Annotated in this window: 15 protein-coding genes; 8 read left to right on the top strand and 7 right to left on the bottom strand. The window is 44.6% G+C overall.

The genetic code is table 11. From position 1 onward, the window contains the following. Nucleotides 1-553: 553 nt before the first annotated feature. From KNL20_RS05515 to KNL20_RS05485, 7 genes are all read left to right on the top strand, one after another. Complete coding sequence (locus KNL20_RS05515) at nucleotides 554-997, top strand: RNA polymerase sigma factor (protein ID WP_230399619.1); 444 nt, start codon at nucleotides 554-556, stop codon at nucleotides 995-997. Next, entirely contained in the window at nucleotides 978-1,229 is a 252-nt protein-coding gene (locus KNL20_RS05510) for a helix-turn-helix domain-containing protein (protein ID WP_230399618.1), read from the top strand. Before KNL20_RS05515 ends, KNL20_RS05510 begins: the two co-directional genes overlap by 20 nt. A 435-nt stretch (nucleotides 1,230-1,664) precedes the next feature. Continuing rightward, nucleotides 1,665-1,925, top strand: coding sequence for a DUF6870 family protein (locus KNL20_RS05505; RefSeq protein WP_230399617.1), 261 nt, complete (start codon nucleotides 1,665-1,667; stop codon nucleotides 1,923-1,925). Nucleotides 1,926-2,012: 87 nt separating this feature from the next. Continuing rightward, nucleotides 2,013-3,695, top strand: coding sequence for a recombinase family protein (locus KNL20_RS05500; RefSeq protein WP_230399616.1), 1,683 nt, complete (start codon nucleotides 2,013-2,015; stop codon nucleotides 3,693-3,695). A gap of 582 nt (nucleotides 3,696-4,277) precedes the next feature. Beyond that, nucleotides 4,278-4,577 carry a hypothetical protein gene (locus KNL20_RS05495; protein WP_230399615.1) on the top strand — a complete coding sequence of 100 codons (300 nt, stop codon included), beginning with the start codon at nucleotides 4,278-4,280 and terminating at the stop codon, nucleotides 4,575-4,577. Nucleotides 4,578-4,594: 17 nt separating this feature from the next. Next, on the top strand, nucleotides 4,595-4,990 hold the full coding sequence (locus KNL20_RS05490) for a BclA C-terminal domain-containing protein (protein ID WP_230399614.1): 396 nt from the start codon (nucleotides 4,595-4,597) through the stop codon (nucleotides 4,988-4,990). A 325-nt stretch (nucleotides 4,991-5,315) separates the two neighbouring features. Continuing rightward, a complete protein-coding gene (locus tag KNL20_RS05485; RefSeq protein WP_230399613.1) occupies nucleotides 5,316-6,287 on the top strand; it encodes a patatin-like phospholipase family protein in 972 nt (323 codons plus the stop codon). A gap of 54 nt (nucleotides 6,288-6,341) precedes the next feature. Here the strand turns inward: KNL20_RS05485 and KNL20_RS05480 are convergent, their stop codons facing one another. Further along, on the bottom strand, nucleotides 6,342-7,421 hold the full coding sequence (locus tag KNL20_RS05480) for a tetratricopeptide repeat-containing glycosyltransferase family 2 protein (protein WP_230399612.1): 1,080 nt from the start codon (nucleotides 7,419-7,421) through the stop codon (nucleotides 6,342-6,344). 161 nt (nucleotides 7,422-7,582) lie between these two features. Between KNL20_RS05480 and KNL20_RS05475 the strand changes: the two genes are divergently transcribed. Next, a complete protein-coding gene (locus KNL20_RS05475; RefSeq protein ID WP_230399611.1) occupies nucleotides 7,583-7,867 on the top strand; it encodes a hypothetical protein in 285 nt (94 codons plus the stop codon). 155 nt (nucleotides 7,868-8,022) lie between these two features. On the opposite strand, the gene KNL20_RS05470 is transcribed toward KNL20_RS05475, so the two are convergent. From KNL20_RS05470 to KNL20_RS05445, 6 genes are all read right to left on the bottom strand, one after another. Next, the gene (locus tag KNL20_RS05470) at nucleotides 8,023-9,204 is read right to left on the bottom strand and encodes an iron-containing alcohol dehydrogenase (protein WP_230399610.1); all 1,182 of its coding nucleotides are present in this window, start codon (nucleotides 9,202-9,204) and stop codon (nucleotides 8,023-8,025) included. 18 nt (nucleotides 9,205-9,222) lie between these two features. Then, on the bottom strand, nucleotides 9,223-10,083 hold the full coding sequence (locus KNL20_RS05465; protein WP_230399609.1) for a hypothetical protein: 861 nt from the start codon (nucleotides 10,081-10,083) through the stop codon (nucleotides 9,223-9,225). Nucleotides 10,084-10,282: 199 nt separating this feature from the next. Beyond that, the gene (locus KNL20_RS05460; protein ID WP_230399608.1) at nucleotides 10,283-11,236 is read right to left on the bottom strand and encodes a DUF4097 family beta strand repeat-containing protein; all 954 of its coding nucleotides are present in this window, start codon (nucleotides 11,234-11,236) and stop codon (nucleotides 10,283-10,285) included. Nucleotides 11,237-11,238: 2 nt separating this feature from the next. Next, on the bottom strand, nucleotides 11,239-11,910 hold the full coding sequence (locus KNL20_RS05455) for a permease prefix domain 1-containing protein (protein ID WP_230399607.1): 672 nt from the start codon (nucleotides 11,908-11,910) through the stop codon (nucleotides 11,239-11,241). Next, on the bottom strand, nucleotides 11,900-12,256 hold the full coding sequence (locus KNL20_RS05450; protein WP_230399606.1) for a PadR family transcriptional regulator: 357 nt from the start codon (nucleotides 12,254-12,256) through the stop codon (nucleotides 11,900-11,902). Before KNL20_RS05450 ends, KNL20_RS05455 begins: the two co-directional genes overlap by 11 nt. Before the next feature lie 129 nt (nucleotides 12,257-12,385). Continuing rightward, on the bottom strand, nucleotides 12,386-15,457 hold the full coding sequence (locus KNL20_RS05445) for a glycoside hydrolase family 2 TIM barrel-domain containing protein (RefSeq protein ID WP_230399605.1): 3,072 nt from the start codon (nucleotides 15,455-15,457) through the stop codon (nucleotides 12,386-12,388). Nucleotides 15,458-15,541 lie beyond the last annotated feature (84 nt).

The raw sequence follows: 15,541 nt of genomic DNA, 5'->3' as shown, positions 1-15,541 counted from the left end.
TGTATATAGTTTAGGTTGGCTTACATCAATATCCTTTGTCAAGTAATCTATGGTTATCTAAATTGAATGTGCTACCCGGCGGTAAAAAAAAACCGTTGTTATGGTGGCATGGGTAGGTGCGCATTTAAGTAAGGTAGAGTAATGAAACGACGGTTTTGAATCAATCAAAACCGTCGTTTTCCTTTTTTTAAAAGGGGTAGCAGATGGTAAATAAAGCTACCCCTTTTTATGGACGCGGCGGTATCGATGGAGGTATCACCATGTCTATTTTTTGTTACCACTCTTCACCTTATTTTTGTTACTCGTTAAAAAAAGTTATTCCCCATCAATGGGATACTTCGGTTATCAATATGAACACACACATCATCATATAATTGCTAATAACTCCATTATGCCCGGTTGCGCTATGCAGCCGGGCTTTTTTGCGTTTTTATCAAAAGTTTTTTTCAAAAATCCACTGACATTTTCGGCATTTCCAAAATGCCCGGTGTTGAGGGTTTACGAAAGGGGAAATCATCACCCGTTTTCGCGGTTGCGAAAGGAGGTGAATACCATGAATGAACCTGTTCGTACCCAGTGGCAAATCCGTTGCGCTTTTAACGGTTACTGCAAACGGGCGTTGAAGAACGAAACAGCCAACGCCCACAGGGACACGAAGCGTCAACAGCTACGCGAAGTGACTTTTTCTGACCTGTCCCCGCAGGAGGAAAATCAGCTCTACACCTATGACCGCTATTTTGCAGATGATGAAGCTGAACAATCCTTTTGTGTGGCAGGAAAGGAAATTACCGCGAAGCTGCTTGCCGAAGCCCTACACAGCTTGCCGGAAGAAAAACGCAACGCTGTCTTACTGTACTACTTCTTTGAAATGAGCGACGTGGAAATCGCAGAGTTATACGCAATTCCACGCAGCACCGTACAGTACAGGCGGACAAGCTCTTTTGAGCTTCTAAAACGCTATTTGGAGGAACGCGCCTATGATTCAAACGATTGGTAACACCGAAAACGACGAACGCGGCTTGTTGCCTTATCCGGTAATCATAGCTGCAACAAAGGGCGACCCGAAAGCTATGAAGATTGTCGTACAGCATTACGAAAGCTACATAGTCACTTTGTCTATGCGGAAGCTCCGCGACGAACGCGGCAATTTCTACTACGGCATAGATGAGGACATACGCGACCGCTTGCGGTCAAAGCTCATGCGGGCTGTCCTTTCATTCAAGGTTTGAGTTAAGCAAGCTGCGCCCCCCTTTCCGCAGATTGTAAGACCTCACCTTGCTCTTGCTCCTTGATAAAGAAAGCGGCGGAATAAGACGCCGGCGCAGTATAGGGCAAATCGGATACGTTCTTTTTGTGCCGAGCCATAGGTTGGGTGCGCCATGACCTCTATTTTCAGAGAGAGCGAACAAACACCACAACCCAAAGCAAGTGTAGCGGCTTGCGGGCGACGACGTGCAAAAAGGTATGATGATACTCCCTTATAGCCACAGTCCGAGCGTTCAAAGCGTCGCAGGCAATGGGTAGGGCTGCATGAGAACCATGCAGGGGTGAAATTCCCGTGAGGTTCTGCTAAAACCGTCCGATTAAAGCCTCTTTTTTCGACAACATACCGTACAAGCGGTTTAGCATATGCTGTATTGAATACTTAAAAGGAGGGGGAACAAATGTTGACAGTAAAACAACTGGACGAAATGAGCCAGTCAGGAATAGAGAAGATAGATAAAACCGGGCTTGTGGATATTCGTGGAATCAAGATTGATACTAACCTGCCCCCGGAACAAAGAATGATAAATTATTTAGAACAGGTAAAAAACCCTTATTGCTTTTTGTGCGGCGACAGTGCCGTTCGTGTAAGGTTTGAGCCTGCGGGTGATGAGCTAAAAAGCAAGCTGAAAGACTTTTTTATCAGCTCAAAAAAAGTCTAAATAATGTGAACTTACACATCATATACAGTGACTTTTAAGCTCAACTATGGTATAATTATAATGTGATTATAGAGGACGGGAGGTATAATGGCTCGTGTAAGAAAAAGCCTTGATAAAACCAAACAAATCCTCGCTCTATGGAAAGCAGCTTTGTATATCCGGCTATCCAGAGAGGACGGAAACGACGAAAGTTACAGCGTAAAAAACCAACGTCAACGATTAAACGAGTTTTTGGAAAACCTTATGCTTGAGGAAGAAATCCAGCTTGTGGATATTTATATCGACGACGGCTGCACAGGCACAGACAGCGACCGGGAAAATTTTCAGCGTATGCTCGAAGATATTGACAAAGGCATTGTAAATTGTGTCATAGTCAAAGATTTGTCGCGTTTGAGCCGTAATGATTGGGAGTGCAAAAAGTATCTGCAACATCTATTTGTTGTAAAAGATGTGCGGTTTATCTCTTTGGAGCTTCCCAAACTGGATAGCTACAAAAATCCTGATGAAGTTTATGAAATGGGCGTTTCTATCCAGAGTATGTACAATGAAAATCACTGCCGCGAAACCTCAATCAAAGTCCGGGGAACCTTTAACATGAAGCGCAAAAAAGGCGAGTTTATCGGAGCCTTTGCACCATATGGTTACTTAAAAGACCCTGACGACAAACATTGCTTAATTGTGGATAATGAAACCGCCCCGATTGTGCAGGATATTTTTCACTGGTTTGTCCGGGACGGAATGAGCAAAAACGGGATTGTGAAAAAGCTAATCGGCATGGGAACCCCTTGCCCCGCCGCTTATAAACGGCAAAACGGCATGAAGTACCATAATCCTGCCATTGTGAACAATGAACCGCTATGGTCTGCCCGCAGTATTACCGCAATTCTTACCAATCAAATGTATTTAGGTCATATGGTGCAGGGAAAGCAGAAAGTAAAGAGCTATAAGGTGCATACAAGGATTAACACACCTGAAAGCGAATGGTTTATTGTGGAGAACACCCACGAACCGATTATTGACAAAGAAACTTTTGATAAAGCACAGGGGCTAATGCAGAGGGACACACGAACCGCTCCACAGTCCGGGCAGTTATACACCTTTTCCGGATTCCTGCGTTGTGCCGATTGCGGAAAATCAATGGGACGCAGAACATCAAAAAATCTTGTGTACTATGCTTGCAGAACAAATAACACGACGGGATTATGTACCCGACACTCTATTAGGAATGATAAGCTCGAAAGTATTGTTCTGGAAACCATTCAAAAGCAAATTGCACTGATTGACGGTATGGCAGAGCTTATCAACGACATAAACAATGCTCCCGCCCCCCGCACCGTTTCAAAACGGCTGACCGCTTCTATCAAGCTGCGGAAACAGGAACTTGAAAAGATTTCGGGTATCAGCACGGGGCTTTATGTTGATTGGAAAAATGGCGATATTACCCGCGAGGAATACCACCGCATGAAAAAAGAGTTTGAGGAAAAGGAACAGCAGCTAAAACAGGATATAGCCAACCTTGAAGAAGAAAATAAGGATATGGCGCAGGGGGTAATTTCTGATAATCCTTACTTTGACGCTTTTCGGAAGTACAAGAACATATGCAGCCTTGACCGGGGTATTGTTGCCGAGCTAATCAAAGTTATCCATATCCACGAGGGCGGCGACGTAACAATAGACTTTAATTTTGCAGACCAACACCGTCGCATAGTGGAGTTTATCGAGAACAACAGAAAAGAACTAACCGTTGTAGAGAATAACAAAGTCGGCTAAACAAGCGGCTTTATCCATTCTCATTTTAATTTACACAACGTTGTCATAAAATACATGCAGCCACTGGTCCTACTGGTTCTAACGGATCTACCGGACCTACTGGGCCTACTGGCGCCAACGGATCTACCGGGGCTGATGGGGCTGCCGGACCTGCTGGACCTACTGGCGCTGCTGGGGCTACTGGACCTACTGGCGCTATTGGACCTACCGGGCCTACTGGCGCTGCTGGACCTACCGGGCCTACTGGCGCTGCTGGGGCTACCGGACCTACCGGCGCTATTGGACCTACCGGGCCTACTGGCGCTGCTGGGGCTACTGGTCCTACTGGACCTACTGGCGCTGACGGGGCCACTGGGGCTACCGGCGCTGATGGCGCTACTGGATCTACCGGACCTACTGGCACTGATGGTGCTATAGGACCTACTGGGCCTACCGGGGCTGCTGGGGCTACCGGACCTACCGGCGCTGACGGGGCCACTGGGGCTACCGGCGCTGATGGCGCTACTGGCGCTACTGGATCTACCGGACCTACTGGCACTGATGGTGCTATAGGACCTACTGGGCCTACCGGGGCCAGTGCCTATGAAGCAGCTGTTGATGAAGGCTTCACTGGTACTGAAGATGAATGGCTTGCAAGTCTTCTGGGTGCCACTGGATCTACTGGTGCTGACGGACCTATTGGACCCACCGGACCTACCGGTGCTGACGGACCTACTGGACCTACTGGCGCTGACGGGCCTACCGGGGCTGACGGACCTATTGGACCTACTGGACCTACTGGCGCTGACGGGCCTACCGGACCTACCGGGGCTGATGGACCTACTGGACCTACCGGGGCTGATGGGGCTACTGGGCCTACCGGACCTACTGGAACGTTTTTAGGCGCCTTTGGCTCACTAATGTCAACAGCAGGCTTTATCGCGCTGACCGATACGCCGGTTACCGTACCGCTGCCCGAGCAGAGCTCTGCATCGGCCGGTCTGGATTTTGCAACGGCGGATAACATTACAATCGTAGAAGACGGCGTTTATCGCGTCGATTTTCATGTGTTGGGCAGCTATGGTGAGATTGGAAACGTTAACGTCTCGCTTGCTATTGACGGCACCCCACAGCCGGGCGGAATGCTGGCATACGAACTCCTTGCGAGCGAGCTAATTACCTTTACGCTGACCAATTACTATACGCTTACTGCAGGAGCCCAGTTATCGCTTCAAATGTTTGCTTCGGTACCGGGCAACTTCTTCTTTGCTGCTACGGGCCCAAGCGCAACTTTATCGGTTGAAAGGGTCGCTTAACCTATAAGCCGGCCTGGAGTTCAGAGGACTGCCTTAGGGCGGTCCTCTGATATTTGAAAACCCGAAAATCACTTGCTACGAGGAAAGAAAAAGTTCCTTAATTTGATTAGAGCTCCCACCCATAATAAGGAAGTTTGTAAGTTGAAAAGTTGATTGATTTGTGTTGCAATAACAAAGATATTTGGGCTGCCGCATTAAAGCGGCGGCCCAAACCGTTATTATTTTAAGAAAAACAGATTTCCAGAATGTGGTTAAAGGTGTTTGCAATGCATGAATCCGCAGTATCCTCATATACTTACCTATAACACAATATTGAGGTGAAACGATGACCTATGCACCGGATAATTTAGTCTTTGAGGGCGGGGGTGTCCTGGGAATTGCTTATTTGGGAGCTTTACACTACTTATGGCAGTCAGGAGGTCTGCGTAATCTGAAAAGAACTGCCGGAACATCTGCAGGCGCAATCACCGCCTGCATGACAAGCCTCAACCTTCCTTTCCCTGAATTGAAATCCATCATTGATACTCTGAATTTTAAGAACATTCCCGATTCTCACAGCCCGTCCAATCTGCCGGAACTATCAGCTCCGCTGCTAAAGGAATTGGAGTCTGTCTTCGATGATTTTAACGGTTTTTACCGGATTGTTACAAAATATGGCTGGTTTTCTTCAAATTACTTTTATCAATGGCTGAAAACACAAATTGCTTCTCAGTTTGACCCTGCTAGAAAGGAGCCCCCCTATACCTTTGCCGACTTTAAAAATCCATCTTTACATAAAGGGCAAAGAAATTTTCATGATCTGTATATTATCGGAACAAATTTAAACTGCCATACGTCCAGAATCTTCTCTTTTGAAACGACACCGGAGATGGAAGTTGCCCAGGCCGTAAAAATATCTATGTCTATTCCTTTATTTTTTGAAGCAGTGGAGATGGGGGATTTCTACTGTGACGGAGGACTTATGTGGAACTACCCCATCAGCCTTTTTGATTCCCCAGCTTTTCATCCAAATCAATCTACTGGCATAAATCCAAATACACTGGGATTATGTTTTCTCTCCCCGGAACAATGTTTTCCTGTGCGTAACCTTGTTGATTTTATCTTCCATTTGTACCGTTCGCTGCTCAGCGTACAAAAGGATTTATTTTACAAATCTCCCGAAGATAAAGCAAGATCTATCCAAATCGACACAGGCACCGTATCCTTTATTGACTTTAACATTACTGCTGATGACCCAGCCTACCGCTTTCTGTATCAGCAGGGTTACCAGGCCGCAAACGCTTTTCTGAAAAATTAAGCGTGCCTTAGACTCTGGTCCAAGACACGCTTTAAAAGCTTGTAGGGTTTTGATTTATATGGAATGCAATTTTTTTCTAAAATATTCCTTGTTAGCCAAAAAAGTGGCGGAAGCTGGCTTTATCTTTCCTGCTTTTTCATTATATGCATTAGCTGTGCTGTAATCTCCCAATTTGTCATAGCAGACACAAAGCTGAAGGTATGGGATATAGTCATAACTGTCAGGAAGTACGAAACCTCCCTGTCTATCCTTCCTTTCTGTGTCAGCAGCCATTTTGTACCAAAAGATAGCCAACTGGATTTTCTGCCGGTCAAAAAAATGTCTGCCGATATCACAGCATATCTCAGCCCTTGGTACATCGTATGCGAAGCTGCGGAATAATGCCTGCAACGCTGTTTCTTCCATATCCAGTCTGTAATAGCACTGTGCCAGTTGTCTGCAGGCCTCTATCTGATTCTCCATCCAGCCCGATCCAGAATCCAAAAAGGTCAGCAAAACAACCTTTGCTTCTTCATAACGCTGGTGATAATACAATTCTCTGGCATAATAAAACTGCTGCCGAGAATCCAATTTCATTCCATCCCGAATCATTTTTTCAAAGATCCGAAGGTTTCTGTCAGGATCTCCGGGCTTTAATTTTCGGTGTTCTACCCCTGTTTCTGAATAAATAACATTTCCACAGGGAGTTATGACTTCGTGAATCGGACTTTGCCATTGATACCCCTTGTGGTTTTTGATAAGTCTTTCTCTGTAATAAGAAAAGGTAGGATTTCCTGCTTCGTCAAAGTTAGTATGATATTTCATCATGACAATATCAACCTGGGGATTCATGTTTCTTTTTAAATCGAGAAATTTATGCTTATTTTCATCATTTATCACATCATCAGCATCCAGCCACATGCAATATTCCTTCGTCCCTTTGGAAAATGAATAGTTTCTTGCGGCTGAAAAATCCTCAATCCACGGAAAATCATAGACATGTTCTGTATAGGCCGCTGCAATTTTCTTCGTTCTGTCTGTAGATCCTGTATCAACGATGATAATCTCATCTACAATATCTTTTACGCTGTCCAGGCAACGCGCCAGCACTTCCTCTTCATTTTTTACAATCATACATAAACTGATGGTTATCATAGCTCCTCCATTTCTATCTTACATTAATCCTATAATGTAAAATATGAAAGAATTATGATAATGTACCATCCATAAGTTTACAATTTGTAAGTTTTTTCACCTTTTATCGACCTTTCACATACTATAAATTAACAAATAAAATAAGGAGAAGAGTCAAATGTGTGGATTTTGGTCCGGTAATTGTAGAAACGGATGTTCCGGCTCCCGAGGCGGCTGGGGCTGTAACCGTGGCTGGGGCTGCGGCAATAACAGCGGCTGGGGCTGTAACCGTGGCTGGGGCTGCGGCAACAACAGTGGCTGGGGCTGCGGCAACAACAGCGGCTGGGGCTGTGGCAACAACAGCGGCTGGGGCTGTAACCGTGGCTGGGGTGGATGCAATAGAGGATGTGACTGTGACTGTGGATGCTGACAGAAGTTTGATTTTTCAATGTGGCAAAACAGGGTAGTCAGGTGGAAATCCACAATCCGCTTTGCTGCCTGATGCTGTAGCCATATGATTTCTTTGAAGAAAAAGTGCTGTAAAATGTCTCCATTCAGGCATTTTACAGCACTTTAAATACCAAAGTATGCAAGGGAAGCTGCCAGTGGCAGGTTTCCTGTATCATATTGCCATTTTGTATATCTCATAAACCTGCGTTGCAGATAAAGGCTTTAGACGTGACAGTTTTATCGTATTTCCCATAGTGGCATCCATAGAAAGTGCATGAATGTCTTCATCGGAGGAATGAACCCCCAGTTCCGTTAAAGAAACAGGCATACCCAGATTATGGAAGTATTCTTCCGTTTTCTCAATTCCCTGCAATGCGACCTCCATCTGGCTCTTCCCTTTAGAAGAAATCTCCAAAACTTGCTCTGCAAACCTTGCAAACCGGTCCGGGGCCGCATCATACTGGAATCTGGCCCAGGAACCCCATACTGCTGAAAGTGATGCTCCATGAGCCACATCGTATTTGGCGCTGAGCGCATGTCCGAATTTGTGAACGGAAAAGTCCTTCCCTCTGCCGCAACTTGTTAAATCATTGTGAGATAAGCTGCTGCACCACATAATTTCAGCCATCGCATCATAATCCTTCTGATTTTTCATGGCTTTCATTCCATTTCTCATAACTGTACGCAGAAGGCCTTCTGCTATCTCATCCGTCAGTTCACAGTTAATTCCTGGAATAAAATACCTTTCCATCGTATGCATCATAATGTCTGTGATTCCACAGGCCAGTTGATACCTGGGAAGCGTAAATGTAAGTTCAGGGTTCATAATCGCGAACTTTACACGATTAAAAGGGGTATTAATTCCTGCCTTCTTCCCCAATTCCTCATTGGTCAAAACTGCTGAATCACTCATCTCACTTCCCGCTGCCGCAATTGTCAGAACTACTCCTACAGGCATTGATTTCATGAGCGGAACTTTTCCCGTCCAGATGTCCCAAAGCTTAGCTTCGGGATTTGCTGCCCCGTGAGCAATTGCCTTAGCTGTATCGATAACACTTCCTCCTCCGACTGCCAGAATAAAATCAGCCCTGCATGCAATGGCCTTTTTCACTCCCTTTTCAGCAAATGAAAGGCGAGGATTCGGATGTACTCCTCCAAGCTCCTCACAGGCAATCCCTTCTGACTCAAGTGACATCTTTACACGCTCCAAAAGCCCGCTTCTGATTACGCTTCCGCCGCCATAGATAAGCAGAACTCTTGAACCGCCCCACTTTTTTACTTCCTCTCCGGTCTGATTTTCTGTCTCCCTGCCAAAAATGACTTCCGTCGGTGTATACTGTACAAAATTTTCCATATCCTTATCCTCCATGCGTTATTCGGTTAAAAATCCATACTCCCTATAACTCGTATCCCAATGTGCTGTAATCAGGTAGACAAATCCAGGTTCTACTCCTTTTAATATATAATCTCCGCTATTCATTTCAGCAGAAACATCCTCTCCGTCCGGTAAATCCGAATCATCTCCAGGACTCTTTCTCATATCATTCGTCCATCTCTTCACTTCAATCCGATCCGGTTTCTCTGAGAACCGTAAGGTAATATCCGTAGGTTCCTCAAGTCTGCAATCGATAATATCATCCCATGTCAATATATGAGATGCATCTGCTATAACAGAATTGGATTTTCCTTCCTTGTCAACGTAATTCCATTCATAGCCACCTTCAGAGGTTATGGAGGATATTGCAGCTGAATCAGTTCTATATTCCAGATTCAAAGACGGGGGCTGTGCCGGATCCGGCTCCCGATAGATTCCATCCACCAGAGTCTGATACTGATCAGCATCAGAAGGTCTTCCTTCTTCTTCCACCTGAATCTTCGTAACCTGTGGATACTGGCCCGGATAAGAATCCAGCATAATACCGTTTCCATAGATGCTTAAGATGTTTCCCTTTTTCAGATTTTCGGGCTTTATCTTTTTGCCTTTCACATCGTAGATTTCCCGGGGCATGGTTACCGTAAACACCGCACCTGTATTCTGATCAACCATAATGTACTGATTTTCATCTTCTCCATAAGGGACATACATCGCTGTAATTTTTATCTCTTCTTCCCTGGCAGACAAATTTCCCATCACATCTTCATCGCTGCTTTTCTTCCAGACAAATATTCCCACAGCAATCAAAATCACAGCAACCACGGCCGCCACAATCGCCCATACTTTCTTTTGTCCCATATTGCCAGACCTCCTTTCAATCTTTATTTGATTATTACCGTAACTTTGAAAATCAAATCAGCTATATCACCTTTTGACCCTATGATACCATGTCACTCGTGTGATGACCAGACCCGAATACCTGATTTTACTCTCTTTTTCTCAAAACTTATCGCAGAATGCAGGACACTGAACTCAATCAGTGCCCTGCATTCTGTCATCATCGCTTCTTTATATTGATATTCCCACTTACTGTGTCAAAGTTAAATGAGGCTTTTCCTTCCTTATAACTTCCCTTATCCTCCCATTGTTTCACAGGGAAATCGCATTTTAGAGATCCGCTGACTGTATCCTTCTCATAGGTGAAGCCTTCGTTATCAGGAATACGAAGGACAACATCCCCGCTGGTTGTATCTGTATCCACATCTTCCGGACAAATCTCAGAATCTATATTCATATCCCCGGAAACAGAATCCAGAGTCAGTTTTACAAATCTTCCTTTCAGATTCACGTCACCACTTGTGGTATCCGTCTCCAGTTTTCCATTCACAGTCAAATTTTCCGATGTAAGACTCCCACTTGTACTGTCCATGGAAAAACCCTCTGCTTGACAATTTACCAATGTAAAATCACCGGAGACTGAATCCAGTTTTATCCTCTCCGACGATACTCCTTTAATTCTCGTATCCGAAGACACAGTATCAATAGAAATAGTACCTAAAGAACTGACTGTTTTGGCCGGGATTTTGATGGTCAACTGTTTATCCAGCTTTCTGCTCCCCATCCAAAAGGAAGAATATATCTTTTTCCCGGATTCCTGATATTGTATATTCAGTCTTCCGTTCTCATGATAATAGTGGAGCTGTTCTTTCTCTTTGAGCTTCCTGTTTGATACTTCTGATAGTTGAATGGTATCTCCATCGTAAACTTCCATATTGACGCTGCCGTCTACCCAGTTTACAAACAAATCCTTTACCTTATCTCCCTGAATTTCTGTTTCTCCGGCTTGATACTTATCTGCATCTTTGTAATAATTTCCAGATCCAAAGGATAAGATGCTGCCTCCTATGTTTCCAAGCCTGCCCCTCAGGCCGATAATTAAAATGCAGCATAAGGCAATAGCCGTAACCGACCATGCAATAATACGAATAATTGCCGACTGTTTTCTATCCATCCTTACCTCTGCTTTCTCAGTTCAAATACTGCCTTTACGATTCCCTCAATTGCTCCGCCTATCAGGAATATTACCCAGGTAATGTGCCAGGCCATGGTCATAAAGCTGATTACAAAGTAAATCACCGTGATAATTGACCACATCGCACTGCTTATGGCCGTTCTTGCTCTATGATTCGCATCGTTCTGATTCTGCCACTCCTTGAATTCCTCTACAATCGAGTCATCCAGCTTATGATAACGGGGCTTCGTCATATTGTTGTAGATGAGAATCCCTGTAGCGGCGGCTACAATCAGAAACATAAGTATGGGACCCATTTTGTCCTCATACCTTGTATCAGACAGTACTATGGGTGGAATTACACTTACAATGTACATCATGACCGCCACAGAAGTCAGAATCGCTGATTTCTTTTTACCCTCCTTCATCTCTTCATCTGAAAGTGGGGAGGACGCACGGTTCTCCATCTGGAGCCCTTCCAGTAATTCATCCATATCACCTACGCTGGATACGGCAATGTTATAGGCAGCCTCAGGCGTCTTTCCCTCCGTAATCAAATCATGGTACTTGTCAAGCAGATTCTGTAATATCTCCTCCTTCAGTTCTACAGAATGCCGGGTTGGTTTCACCTCCCGAAACACATGATCCATATATGCCCTTAATTTATCTTCCATCCTGATCCTCCTCCCCCTCATCACATTGAATGAGGATATCAATTAAATATTTGGATTCATCCCACTCTTTCTTCATTCTTTCGTAGGCCAGCTTTCCTTCCGCCGTAATCGTGTAATAACGCCTGCGGGCTCCCGTGGTCTCATCTCCCCAGTAAGAGCTGATATAGCCTGATTGCTCCAACCGCCTGAACGCCGTATATAAGGTTGCTTCTTTCAGTTCATATTGGTTATTCGTCTTAATCTGAATCTCTTTATTAATCCTGTATCCATAACTATCCTCACGGGTCAGATGAGCCAGAATAATCGTATCGGTATGTCCGCGAATCAGATCCGATGCTATCGACATATGCATACCTCCTTTTCTCATTTACATTAAAGCACATGATACCTCGCCTGTCAATGTATATATTTATTTTATTTACCAAAAAAGCATGGTACGGGTTTCAATTCGTACCATGCTTTTTTGTAACACCTTCTAACGATTAAAGGGCTGTAGCTGAAACTCAAAGCGGAATGTTTCCTCATCCAGTCTGTATTTCTTCAGAAGTTCCGGTCCGCAGCTGTTGGTTCCAATACCATTCTGCCTATAATCTACGCATAAGACAGTATGTGCACTTGGCACAAGCTCATAATTATGTGCCTTATTTGTCAATTCTTCCTGTGTATAGACAGAGGAATTAAAAGAAAAGGTTTCTCTGCTTACAACTGTAAGCCCGGATTTACTGCCTTCTATCTTCACGTAATCGCAGTCATCATGACTCCCGTTTTCCTGAGGGCGTATATAGTCTTCATGCAACTCTACCACGTCATTCTGAAACAAGCCGTGACTGCTTGCTCTTCGTTTATCTATATAACTCTCCATAGGCCCCAGCCCATAATACGTCACCTCACCCATATCTTTAGGCAGGAAGAGCCTTACCCCGAACCTGGGCAGCTGTGGAAATTCCATATCTCTTTTTACCTGCATATCTGCATGAATAACACCGGAACTGGTGATTCTCCATGTAAGGCAAATGTCCAGTATTCTTTGAATTGTTACAGCGGACAGAGATGCGGTGCTTATAATGAGAACTTCATCCTTTTCCCTTTGTACCTCTGTAGAATATGCCCTTGCCACAGTCCGGTCATACTGCGCTCTCATCCACTCGGACTTTATATTCCGGTCATTGTCCGTAGGTGCCCTCCAGATATTGAGTTCCATAGGCCGCTCCAGAATCTGCCGCTGTCCATATACCATATCTTCAAAAAGACCTGTCAATTTATTATAGGTATATGAAAATGCAGCATTTCCCACATACAGATATCTGTCCTCTTCTTCCACTTGAAGTTCACCATAGTCCGGCTGTTCTTTTTCCATAAGCCGAAGTGCTTCCTGATTTCTGAAATCGCCCGTCTTCACTGCAAGCTCATCAAATCCCAGCGGAAACCCTTTTTTCAAAACGCCCTCATCTTCAGCCAGGGAATAATTGACTTTCAGCCAGCATTTTCCCTTTTCGGGAATCTGAAAATCCAGTTTAACAACCGCTTTGCCATGTGCGGGAATATCCGGTGTTTCCAGGGTTCCACTTCCAAACACCTGTCCGTCACAGTTCAGCTCATAAGTCAGATTCAGATATCCTTTCAGATTCCTGTAGTCCATGTAATTATGGAGCAAAAGCTCTTTCTTATCCTGATTCATAGAAATTACTCTGACCGGACGGTTCACATTCTTGAATTCGAGCAGGCCGGTATGTGGTCTTCGGTCAGGATACACCAGTCCATCCATACAGAAATTACCATCATGCGGATATTCCTCATGGTCACCCCCATAGGCATATATCTCTTTTCCTTCTATGGTTTTTCCTTTGTAGATTGCATGATCACACCACTCCCACACAAAGCCGCCGCAAAATCCATCATGCTTCTGGATGATGTGGAAGTAATCCTCCAGATCGCCGGGACCATTTCCCATGGCATGACTGTATTCGCACATAACATAGGGTTTGTCCGGATTATTGTTAAAGTAATCCTCTATTTCGGAAAGCGACGGGTACATCCTGCTGTGCAGATCCAGATTGGAGTAGTCGTAGACTCTGTCATTCCCCGTATATCTGGCAGACTCGAAATGTGTCAGACGCGTACTGTCAAACTCCTTTGTCCATGTAAGGGCCTCCTCAAAGGTGCAGCCATACGCACACTCATTTCCCATGGACCAGATTACCACACTGGGACGGTTCTTATCCCTGTGAATGCATCGTTTGGTACGGTCAACCGTAGATTCGATAAACGCCGCGCAATCGGCAATCGGTTTATTCCAATGGTTTTTTCTGGTTTCCCAGTCGGTATTTTTCAGATAAATATCTGCTGTTCCATGACTTTCATTGTCTGCCTCATCGATTACAAAAAACCCATATTCATCACAAAGCTGGTAGAACTGGGGAGCATTGGGATAATGGCTGGTACGGATTGCGTTGATGTTATGCTGCTTCATCAAAAGCAGATCCTTTTCCATCTGATCCAGAGAGATAGTAAATCCTGTCACAGGATCACTGTCATGGCGATTGACGCCCCGGAATTTTACATTTACCCCATTGATGTATACCACACCGTCACTGGAGGATACCTCCCTGATCCCTGTTCTGTCCGTAATGAACTCGGATCCGCATTCATATACAATTGTGTATAGATAAGGTTCTTCCGCATTCCACAGATATGGTTTTTTAAGTCTAAGCTGTGCCTGCGCCCGCCATTGCTCTTCTCCATCCGCTTCTTCAATCCGAATGGATTCTCCCTCGGCAACACAAACATTATCTTCATCATATATACGGATTGAAACGGGTTGCTCACGGTTCAGAAACTTAAAGCGAATGTCAATAATCGCCTGATTCTCCTGGATTTTAGATGTCAGAAAATAGTCAAAAACACCTTCTTCCGGTCTTTTCAGCAGGTAAACGTCCCGAAAAATCCCACTCATGCGGAATTTATCCTGATCCTCCATATAACTGCCGTCACACCACTTCAGAACCAGAACTGCCATAGTATTGAAACCATCCCGCAGGTACTTTGTAACATCAAATTCACTGGTGGAATGTGACACCTGGCTATATCCCACATATGTTCCATTGAGCCATACATAAAAGCAGGAATCCACACCCTCAAAGTTCAAAAATGCCTTCGGTGCATGATCATTCTTGTGATATTCAAATGTATGCACATAAGCGCCGCAGGGATTCTCCTGTGGCACGTAAGGCGGGTCCATGGGGAATGGATACCTTGTATTCGTATATTGATGTCTGTCATATCCATAGTTCTGCCATACTCCCGGGACCGGAATTTCATCAAAACTGCCTGTATCAAACCCTTCCTCGTAAAATAATTCCTTTACATCGTAGATGCTTGGGTAATACCTGAATTTCCAATTCCCGTTCAGAAGCTGGAAGCGGTCAGAATCCTCTCTGTTTCTCACCAGACCTTCCGTATGGGCAGATGCCGGTATGTAATATGCACGATTTGGCATCGTATGATCATGCAGCATATGAAGATCTTCATAATATTTTGGTACAATCATCTCAAATACCTCCTGAATAATTTCTTTTTCTACCTGTAAGTATATAATACGAAAAATTTTTATTCTATAAACCAGATTGGACAA

The sequence above is a fragment of the Novisyntrophococcus fermenticellae genome (genome assembly GCF_018866245.1).
Lineage (GTDB): Bacteria > Bacillota > Clostridia > Lachnospirales > Lachnospiraceae > Novisyntrophococcus > Novisyntrophococcus fermenticellae.
The sequence above is the reverse complement of the archived record's forward strand: the minus strand, read 5'-3'. Positions and strand labels throughout refer to the sequence as shown.

Excerpts from the sequence above, each read along its gene's own strand:
- KNL20_RS05485 (WP_230399613.1), top strand. The coding sequence starts at position 5,316 with ATGACCTATGCACCGGATAATTTAGTCTTTGAGGGCGGGGGTGTCCTG.
- KNL20_RS05495 (WP_230399615.1), top strand. The coding sequence starts at position 4,278 with ATGAAGCAGCTGTTGATGAAGGCTTCACTGGTACTGAAGATGAATGGC.
- KNL20_RS05505 (WP_230399617.1), top strand. The coding sequence starts at position 1,665 with ATGTTGACAGTAAAACAACTGGACGAAATGAGCCAGTCAGGAATAGAG.
- KNL20_RS05500 (WP_230399616.1), top strand. The coding sequence starts at position 2,013 with ATGGCTCGTGTAAGAAAAAGCCTTGATAAAACCAAACAAATCCTCGCT.
- KNL20_RS05445 (WP_230399605.1), bottom strand. The coding sequence starts at position 15,457 with ATGATTGTACCAAAATATTATGAAGATCTTCATATGCTGCATGATCAT.
- KNL20_RS05480 (WP_230399612.1), bottom strand. The coding sequence starts at position 7,421 with ATGATAACCATCAGTTTATGTATGATTGTAAAAAATGAAGAGGAAGTG.
- KNL20_RS05455 (WP_230399607.1), bottom strand. The coding sequence starts at position 11,910 with ATGGAAGATAAATTAAGGGCATATATGGATCATGTGTTTCGGGAGGTG.
- KNL20_RS05510 (WP_230399618.1), top strand. The coding sequence starts at position 978 with ATGATTCAAACGATTGGTAACACCGAAAACGACGAACGCGGCTTGTTG.
- KNL20_RS05465 (WP_230399609.1), bottom strand. The coding sequence starts at position 10,083 with ATGGGACAAAAGAAAGTATGGGCGATTGTGGCGGCCGTGGTTGCTGTG.
- KNL20_RS05470 (WP_230399610.1), bottom strand. The coding sequence starts at position 9,204 with ATGGAAAATTTTGTACAGTATACACCGACGGAAGTCATTTTTGGCAGG.
- KNL20_RS05490 (WP_230399614.1), top strand. The coding sequence starts at position 4,595 with ATGTCAACAGCAGGCTTTATCGCGCTGACCGATACGCCGGTTACCGTA.
- KNL20_RS05515 (WP_230399619.1), top strand. The coding sequence starts at position 554 with ATGAATGAACCTGTTCGTACCCAGTGGCAAATCCGTTGCGCTTTTAAC.
- KNL20_RS05460 (WP_230399608.1), bottom strand. The coding sequence starts at position 11,236 with ATGGATAGAAAACAGTCGGCAATTATTCGTATTATTGCATGGTCGGTT.
- KNL20_RS05450 (WP_230399606.1), bottom strand. The coding sequence starts at position 12,256 with ATGTCGATAGCATCGGATCTGATTCGCGGACATACCGATACGATTATT.